Raw genomic sequence first — 6,922 nt, forward strand, 5'->3', positions numbered from 1 at the left:
ATCTTGCCCGTTCGGGTTTGCTGGCTGATCTAACGCTTCGTTTCGCCGCTTTATGCCGCCATATGCCGGAAAACGCCGCCATCTCTATTTAGCGCCACTCCAGCACAAGCTGCGCTGAACTTTGAATATCACTTACATTGGTCGGCCCAAAGTAACGTCCATCGAGAGAAGCCGGATGCGGATTCATCAAAAATATCTGGCTATTACTGAGCCTGATACACCCTTCCCATGAAGGCAAATCTCGCATCATAGAATCTGTTTTTCTTGCGATGCCATGAGGGGTTTGGTTAATGAGAATGCGTCCATCTACCCTGCAAATCTCATCGCCTGGCACACCAGCGATACGCTTCAGGAGTGGCCAATCTTTTCCGACAAACCCATGTTCGCTTGCCCAAACTGCCTCAGGGCTTTTGGCTGAAACGACAACCCAACGGCCAAGGGTGAATGGGTTGTCATTCAGCCAATAAAGCCCTGTCGGCGCGCTTGCCGTTCGGTTCCATAGAAGCTTTTCTGAGGGTGAAAACGCTATCCCAAAGAGCGCGAGGCATACGCCTACAATCATCAAAAGAAAGAATGATCGACGCATGGTTTCACCGGAGAGGCTCGCCGGTTGAAACCCATCTCTGGCCTTCCGACCAATCGACCAAGTCGGCTTTCGTATAATAAACGCGCCAACCATGTTTTCGGTAAATTGGCCCGCGCCCCTGATAACGATAATGACTTAGGGTAATGGGTGATAGATGCAGAAACTCGGCGGCTTCCTGCGCTGTGAGAAGTTCTGGCAACTCGGCACTGCCTTTGGATTTTTGACTGTTGCTTCCCATGATCTGGCGCTCCTTTTCGTCTTTTCCTTTCGACGAAAAGGATGCCGCCACATGCCGGAATTTATAGCCGTAAAAAGTCCCGCCTGAATTTTACGCCCTAACATTAACCGTGTTGCGGGAACAAAAAACGCCCCAGAGAGGGTCTCCGGGGCGGCAGATTTTTAGAGAAGATTATCTCTAGTCGCGCGGGTTCCAGAGGATCACGTGACGACCTTTTTTGCCTTTCACGGGGGCAAGGTTCGCGTAGATTTTGCGAGGGCCGATCTGAGGGTCTGCCAGCGTGATCGAAACGTATTCTCTGCCCGATGCCTTGGCTTTGCGAAGCCAGCCGCCGCCAATCTCGGTTGAGGTTTCACCGGCATAGATGCGGTAGTCGGGTTGTCCGTCAGCAGCTTTTTCGGCGTTCTTTTCTATGCGGATTGAGCTTGTGAGGTTCAACATTGCAAGAGCGCCTTCAAAGCCTGATTTGGTTTCGCTGACATATCCTAGTGCGTTGGCCATGGTGTAAGTTCCTTTCGTTTCCATATGTCTTTGAGGACCCCTTGTCCCCGTCGACGCCGGACCGCTGGGGCGATGCAGGGCGGGCCTGAACCGGAACGGGCGAAACGCAGTGGAGCACCTGACAGGGCAAGAAATTTGTTTCGCGATGAATGCGCGAAGCGCAGAGGAAATTTCTTGGCTTGGCAGGTTTCAGGGCCCGACAGGTATCGTCCAGGTCACACGGCATGAGACGGAAACAAGGGATCGAAACGCATAGGTTGGAAACGGATGAACCCGTTCAGGTGCGTCGCGTCGGTTCCAGTCAGGAGACCGGTCGGCCTGACGCTGCACTCTGCAACAGGTCCTCAAGGAAGAACGCAGAGAGTTCATTGCGCCCGGAAAGGCTTGCCTTGCGATAGAGCGACCGGGCTTGCTCGCGCGCCGTGCGCTCACTCGTCGAACGGATGTCGGCGATCTCCTGATGGCTAAGCCCTTTGAGCAAAAGGAAGCCGATTTCGATCTCGGCCTCGGTCAGGCCCCAGGCATCAAACTGTTCGCGGATCGCAGCACTCAGCCCCTGCAAAAGGGACTGGTTTTCCGCTCGCCACCGCTCGGCATCCTCCCGCGCGAGGGCGAGGTCCGCATCGACGCGCCTGAAGCGCTTCAGCATCACGAACACACCGGCGAGTGCGGCGACCAGGACACTGCCTTCCAGAGCCACATGAAACCATCCAACACCATCGCGACTGTCGAGCAGAAGGTCTGAGGCGATCAGGAGAGCGATGACGCCGAATACGAACGCGGAGGTAATTCGGAGCCGGTTGTGGTCTCTGTCATCCGACATAGGCGGGCCTTTCCTGCTCGGGAAAACACCCTGCCTGTCATTTGACGAATAGGCCGCCAGCGCTCCCGATCATATCCATGTCTCAAAGCTATAGCGTCGAGGAGTGATCATGAACACTGAGGAAAAACCGAAGGAAACTGTCCGGGTCTGGGACCCGGTCGTGCGGATCGGTCATTGGGCAATCGTCATCGCCTTCTTCATCGCCTATCTCAGCGGCGACGAGTTTCAGGGGATCCATCACTGGGCCGGATATACGGTTGCGAGCCTCGTTGTGATCCGCCTCGTTTGGGGACTGCTTGGCACGAGACACGCCCGGTTTTCTTCCTTCGTGACGGGGCCTCGTGCCGTTTTCCGGTATCTTCGCGGCCTGATGTCCGGGAAGGCGGACCGTCATCTCGGGCACAATCCAGCAGGCGCGGCGATGATCATCGCACTCTTGCTGTCGCTAGCGGGAACGACCCTTTCCGGCATGTCGCTGCTTGCGGTCGAGGACGGTCGGGGCCCTCTGGCGGGGGTCGTGGCGACGCAGCAGTCCAGCGCCGATCCGGTTCGGGAAACGCGGTCCTATTCAGACGATGATGAGAACGATCACGAATACGGCGACGATGGGTCCGGCGAAGTCCTGGAAACCGTCCACTCGGCCTTCACGTATCTGACGCTCGGGCTTGTCGCGCTGCATATTCTGGGTGTCGTTGCATCAAGCTTTGCCCATCGCGAAAACCTCGTCCGGGCGATGTTCACCGGCAGAAAGAAGCCGCTATCCTGAAGGTGCGCGAAGCCAAACTGTTCTCAAGCGGCTCCAAGAACGGCGTGCTCGTAAAAGATGAAGGCTCCGATCAGGATGAGCACCGTCCCGCCTGCAATCTCCGCCCTGTGCCCGAAGCGCGCGCCGAGCATCGGGCCGATCATGAACCCGACCGTGCTGGCAAGGAAACTCGCGCCACCAATTAGGATGGCCGCATAGGCTGAGGTTCCGGCAAGGGCGAGCGCGACGCCGACAGTGGCGGAATCCACACTGGTTCCGATCGCCGTGACAAGGGTTCCGATCAGGGTCATGCGCGCAGTTGGCGCGTCATCAGTGTCGTGCTGAAGCCCCTCTCTGATCATGCGTGCACCGATGATCCCGAGAAGAACAAGCGCGATCCAGTGATCGAAACGGGCAATGGACCCGGCAAACACACTGCCGCCAACCCAGCCCAGAAGACACATCACGCCTTCGGTTGTTCCGAAGATCAGGCCTGACCCAAGCGCGGTCGGCAAGTGGCGCTCGCGGGCGCGAACGCCGCGTGCGAGCGATGCGGCAAAGGCATCGGTGGAAAGCGCCAGACTGAGGAGGAAAAGCGCGATCATGCTGCGTCAGTCATCGAACCGGCGCGCTATGTAGAAGCCGTAGCTGACATAGTCCGAATACCGCTCATAAAGCGTGATCTCGGCCTTTTCGGCGTCGATGATGTCCTGCGCTATGGCCTCGTCGGAATGCCACTCAAGGAAGGTATCAAGCGCGGCTTTTATGGGTCGGTAGTAATGATCGAGCCAGCAAGCTTTCGCGAGGGGAAAATAGCCGACCGGAACGTATCCTGCCGCTTCAAGCTGGTGCATCTTGTCCGACGCCGTTGCGACTTCCGGATACTCCCGGTTCCAGTGGTCGGTGAGTTCCGAAGGGCGCGTCTCTGTGAGCCAGGTCAGTTCCGACACGGCTAGCGTGCCGCCGGGTTTGAGGAATCGCCGCCATTTCCGAATGCCGTTTTCGAAACCGATATTGTAGATGGCTCCTTCCGACCAGATTGCATCGAGCGCGCCTTCATCAAAGTTCAGATCGTCCATCGATGCGGCGGTGCAAGTGATTCGGTCAGCGACGCCCGCAGCTAAAGCCCGTCGCTGCAATTCTTCAAGAAACGCGGGGAACAGATCGATGGCGGTGATGTCGGCATCGAGCGCACCGGCAAGCACCAGTGTCGAGGCTCCTGTCCCGCAGCCAATGTCTGCGACCTTCAACTCACGGCCCATTTCCAGTCCTGATAGCGCAAGCGCACGCTGGGTCGCCTCATCGCTGCCCGGCCCTTGACGATGCTGGCGCAGGTGAAGATCAATCAGAAGGTCGGTCGGGTCCACAGCATTCCCCAAGTCTTTTTAACAGCAGTCGAACTAAAGCTGTTTGCGAAGTTTGCCCATCTGAATTTGCCGCCGACTTCCCTAGTTGAGAAGCCTGACAAGACCCCGCGAAACCCAAAGACGGGGCGAAATTTTCAGCGCTGTTCAATCAATGAACCCTCTGCCAGCGCCCAGGCCGTATGGATTCGTACGCGGAAAACCGCCCGGCGAGTGTCACCGAGCGGCTCCGTCATCCGCCTGACGAGGAGACTGAAACGTCAGGCGGCGTCTGGGCTGGGCCGTGGTCTGGCTCCTTGCTTGTTGATTGGTTTTGAGATTGGGGGCGCGCCGTCAGGCGCGCGCTCCGTTTGTTTCGAGCGCCGCGCAAAGGCGGCGGGCGGCGGCGAACCCTGCGTCCAAGGCCTCTGGCAAAAGCTCCTGCGCGACCTGCGTCAGGTAGGAATTGTCGCTACCCGGGTAGTTGGCTTCGATGCCCCATAGGCTCGCCGCATTTGGGTCAAGCGGGACGCTCTCGAGCGCGACAGAAAGAACGATCCCGCAATAAAACCATTGACGCTCGCGCCATGATTTCATGACCGCTTCGGCCTTGGCCTGCGCGTCGGCGAAGCGCTTTCGGTGATTTGGGCCCGGACCTATAAATCCGGGAGCATCTTTGTAAAGCGAAGGCCAGAATCCGTCCTGTCGCTGGTCGGGCGCATCGGTGCAATCATCGCGCTCAACCCGCGCGACGATCTCGAAACCCGCCACTTCGCATGCGAGGCTATCGCCCTCGCAAACGAAGTCAGAAAACCGTGTTCGGAACGTCATGGCTTAACGGCTCCAAAAAACATGAACTTCATCGAAGCTGGTCTGAAAAACCAAGATTTCGCCATTCAGCGCCATGTCGCGAGCAACCGCTTGCCAGTCGATGTAATAACTAAGGCTCTCCGGAATCTGGGTTCCTATGTCCTCGTGCAGCTGTTCGGCGAATTCGGCTGCGCTGCGGTATTCGCCCGCATACTCGTCAAAGGCAGCGCGCGCCTCGGCGAGGTCTTCACCAAAATACTCAAGCACCTTGCCACCAAGCTCGCCATGCTCATCGATGAAATCGGCTAGCTCGCACACCATCTCGAAGCTTGCATATTCGGAGAGGTTTGCCCCTTCAAAGCCTTCATAATCGTGGATCGCGTGTTCTTCCGCATCGGGGATCGGCGAAGCTGCAAGCATAGCTCGCACTTCGTTTCTGATTTCATCAGGCGTTGTCGCATTAATCCATCGCCCATGCAGACAGCCATTATTGTAAGCCGCAAGACAGGCCACATAGATGCGCGGCCTCTCCGCTCGTGCCGGTACGGTGATAGCTGCAAGAGGTACAGCGTTAGCGAGTTGGTCAGTCATGTCAGTCTCCTTTTCGCCGCCTCGCATTCTTTCCCGCATCAGGCGGGGGTGGGCGGCGAAAAGGTGCTCAGCCAGAGCGCATAAGGGCGCGGCGCAAGGGGTGCTGAAGGTAAGAGGCGTATAGACGATCAATCAGGACAAAGAACCGCCCCCTTGCGCGGCGACCGCGCTCTGGCAGACGCACCGTCTGCCCAAATCCGTCTGTGAGGAAGATATTTTGAGGTGTAATGAGAGGAAATGACTTAGTGACGCCTCAACTCAACGCACCAGCTGGAACAGACTAAATCAAGCTAATGCTTTTTGAATCGCAGCTTCAATCACTTCAGGTGACGCCTTGAACCATTCTGTCGCTCTGAAGGTTCGCCCGTCTGGACCCGTCACACGGATAGTTACGTGAAAAGCGCGTAGAGCACGATGTATCCGTTGTTCGGCCTCCTTCGCGGAGAAACCTGTTAACTCATACGTTTCAACAATCTCGACAGGCGCAAACAGGAATGTTGACTGAGTATCGGCACGAGCGACGCGGTCTTCCACATACCCGGAAGTTGTACCTGGACTGCCTTCGAAAAACTGGCCCATGTTTTGAGAGAGGATCGGCTCTGATATGGAGTTGAACCATGGGCAAGAGAGCCAAGCCTGAAGAGATCATTGCAAAGCTGCGCGAAGTTGAAGTGCGCCTTAGTCAGGGTGAAACGATTGGGCATGCTGTGCGCGCGATCGGCGTGAGTGAGCAGTCTTATTATCGCTGGCGCAAGGAGTATGGCGGCCTGCAAATCGGCCAGGCTAAACGCATGAAGGATATTGAGAAGGAGAACGCCCGCTTACGGCGAGCAGTTTCTGATCTCACGCTCGACAATCAAATCCTTCAAGAAGTCGTGCGGGGAAAGTTCTAAGCCCCTCACGTAAGCGCATCGCAGTCGATCACGTGGTGGAAGAGCTTGGCGTCTCAGTACGCCGAGCTTGCCGCGTGGTCGGCCAGCATCGCTCAACGCAACGACGTGTCCCGACACCCAGAGCAGATGAGGCCGCACTGACAGATGCGATCATCAACTTGGCTGAACGCTTCGGTCGGTATGGGTATCGACGCATCACCGCTCTTCTTAATGACGATATATGGTCGGTGAGCGAAGGACGCGTTTATCGCATCTGGCGACGTGAGGGGCTGAAAGTCCCACAGAAACAACCCAAACGTGGGCGGCTTTGGCTGAACGATGGATCATGTGTCCGTCTCAGGCCTGCCTATAAAGGCCATGTCTGGTCGTACGATTTTGTTCAAGACCGCACT

11 protein-coding genes and 1 pseudogene are annotated in these 6,922 nt (G+C 56.9%); 3 read left to right on the forward strand and 9 right to left on the reverse strand.

All coding sequences use genetic code 11. From position 1 onward, the window contains the following. Nucleotides 1-88: 88 nt before the first annotated feature. Nucleotides 89-586, reverse strand: a complete 498-nt coding sequence (locus D1227_RS13740; RefSeq protein WP_158586653.1) for a S26 family signal peptidase — start codon at nucleotides 584-586, stop codon at nucleotides 89-91. 4 nt (nucleotides 587-590) lie between these two features. Next, the gene (locus tag D1227_RS13745; protein ID WP_233349707.1) at nucleotides 591-785 is read right to left on the reverse strand and encodes a helix-turn-helix domain-containing protein; all 195 of its coding nucleotides are present in this window, start codon (nucleotides 783-785) and stop codon (nucleotides 591-593) included. On the opposite strand from D1227_RS13745, the gene D1227_RS20060 reads away from it, so the two are divergent. Further along, a complete protein-coding gene (locus D1227_RS20060) occupies nucleotides 741-911 on the forward strand; it encodes a hypothetical protein (protein WP_199288328.1) in 171 nt (56 codons plus the stop codon). The two genes, D1227_RS13745 and D1227_RS20060, sit on opposite strands and share 45 nt — an antisense overlap. 90 nt (nucleotides 912-1,001) lie before the next feature. Here D1227_RS20060 and D1227_RS13750 read toward each other — a convergent pair whose 3' ends face one another. Together D1227_RS13750 and D1227_RS13755 are read right to left on the reverse strand one after the other, a co-directional pair. Beyond that, nucleotides 1,002-1,325, reverse strand: a complete 324-nt coding sequence (locus D1227_RS13750) for a DUF736 domain-containing protein (RefSeq protein ID WP_119405059.1) — start codon at nucleotides 1,323-1,325, stop codon at nucleotides 1,002-1,004. 301 nt (nucleotides 1,326-1,626) lie between these two features. Next, nucleotides 1,627-2,148, reverse strand: a complete 522-nt coding sequence (locus tag D1227_RS13755) for a helix-turn-helix transcriptional regulator (protein WP_119405051.1) — start codon at nucleotides 2,146-2,148, stop codon at nucleotides 1,627-1,629. 109 nt (nucleotides 2,149-2,257) lie between these two features. Here D1227_RS13755 and D1227_RS13760 point away from each other — a divergent pair, with 109 nt between their 5' ends. After that, on the forward strand, nucleotides 2,258-2,914 hold the full coding sequence (locus D1227_RS13760; protein WP_119405052.1) for a cytochrome b/b6 domain-containing protein: 657 nt from the start codon (nucleotides 2,258-2,260) through the stop codon (nucleotides 2,912-2,914). Nucleotides 2,915-2,937: 23 nt separating this feature from the next. Here the strand turns inward: D1227_RS13760 and D1227_RS13765 are convergent, their stop codons facing one another. From D1227_RS13765 to D1227_RS20480, 5 genes are all read right to left on the reverse strand, one after another. Then, nucleotides 2,938-3,498: a manganese efflux pump MntP gene (locus D1227_RS13765; RefSeq protein WP_119405053.1), complete on the reverse strand. Its 561-nt coding sequence runs from the start codon at nucleotides 3,496-3,498 to the stop codon at nucleotides 2,938-2,940. 6 nt (nucleotides 3,499-3,504) lie between these two features. Further along, nucleotides 3,505-4,260 (reverse strand): class I SAM-dependent methyltransferase, encoded by a 756-nt coding sequence (locus D1227_RS13770; RefSeq protein ID WP_119405060.1) that lies wholly within the window; start codon nucleotides 4,258-4,260, stop codon nucleotides 3,505-3,507. A gap of 330 nt (nucleotides 4,261-4,590) precedes the next feature. Continuing rightward, complete coding sequence (locus tag D1227_RS13775) at nucleotides 4,591-5,067, reverse strand: hypothetical protein (RefSeq protein WP_119405054.1); 477 nt, start codon at nucleotides 5,065-5,067, stop codon at nucleotides 4,591-4,593. Nucleotides 5,068-5,070: 3 nt separating this feature from the next. After that, complete coding sequence (locus D1227_RS13780; RefSeq protein ID WP_158586654.1) at nucleotides 5,071-5,637, reverse strand: antirestriction protein ArdA; 567 nt, start codon at nucleotides 5,635-5,637, stop codon at nucleotides 5,071-5,073. Between the two features lie 285 nt (nucleotides 5,638-5,922). After that, complete coding sequence (locus D1227_RS20480; protein ID WP_119405056.1) at nucleotides 5,923-6,216, reverse strand: GIY-YIG nuclease family protein; 294 nt, start codon at nucleotides 6,214-6,216, stop codon at nucleotides 5,923-5,925. Between the two features lie 38 nt (nucleotides 6,217-6,254). Here D1227_RS20480 and D1227_RS20205 point away from each other — a divergent pair. After that, nucleotides 6,255-6,922 (forward strand): annotated as a pseudogene (locus D1227_RS20205) (IS3 family transposase); the annotation flags it as partial.

It is taken from the genome of Henriciella mobilis (genome assembly GCF_003576315.1).
Lineage (GTDB): Bacteria > Pseudomonadota > Alphaproteobacteria > Caulobacterales > Hyphomonadaceae > Henriciella > Henriciella mobilis.

Coding starts and splice junctions, on each gene's coding strand:
- D1227_RS13740 (WP_158586653.1), bottom strand. CDS start 586: ATGCGTCGATCATTCTTTCTTTTGATGATTGTAGGCGTATGCCTCGCG.
- D1227_RS20060 (WP_199288328.1), top strand. CDS start 741: ATGCAGAAACTCGGCGGCTTCCTGCGCTGTGAGAAGTTCTGGCAACTC.
- D1227_RS13750 (WP_119405059.1), bottom strand. CDS start 1,325: ATGGCCAACGCACTAGGATATGTCAGCGAAACCAAATCAGGCTTTGAA.
- D1227_RS13755 (WP_119405051.1), bottom strand. CDS start 2,148: ATGTCGGATGACAGAGACCACAACCGGCTCCGAATTACCTCCGCGTTC.
- D1227_RS13760 (WP_119405052.1), top strand. CDS start 2,258: ATGAACACTGAGGAAAAACCGAAGGAAACTGTCCGGGTCTGGGACCCG.
- D1227_RS13765 (WP_119405053.1), bottom strand. CDS start 3,498: ATGATCGCGCTTTTCCTCCTCAGTCTGGCGCTTTCCACCGATGCCTTT.
- D1227_RS13775 (WP_119405054.1), bottom strand. CDS start 5,067: ATGACGTTCCGAACACGGTTTTCTGACTTCGTTTGCGAGGGCGATAGC.
- D1227_RS13780 (WP_158586654.1), bottom strand. CDS start 5,637: ATGACTGACCAACTCGCTAACGCTGTACCTCTTGCAGCTATCACCGTA.
- D1227_RS20480 (WP_119405056.1), bottom strand. CDS start 6,216: ATGGGCCAGTTTTTCGAAGGCAGTCCAGGTACAACTTCCGGGTATGTG.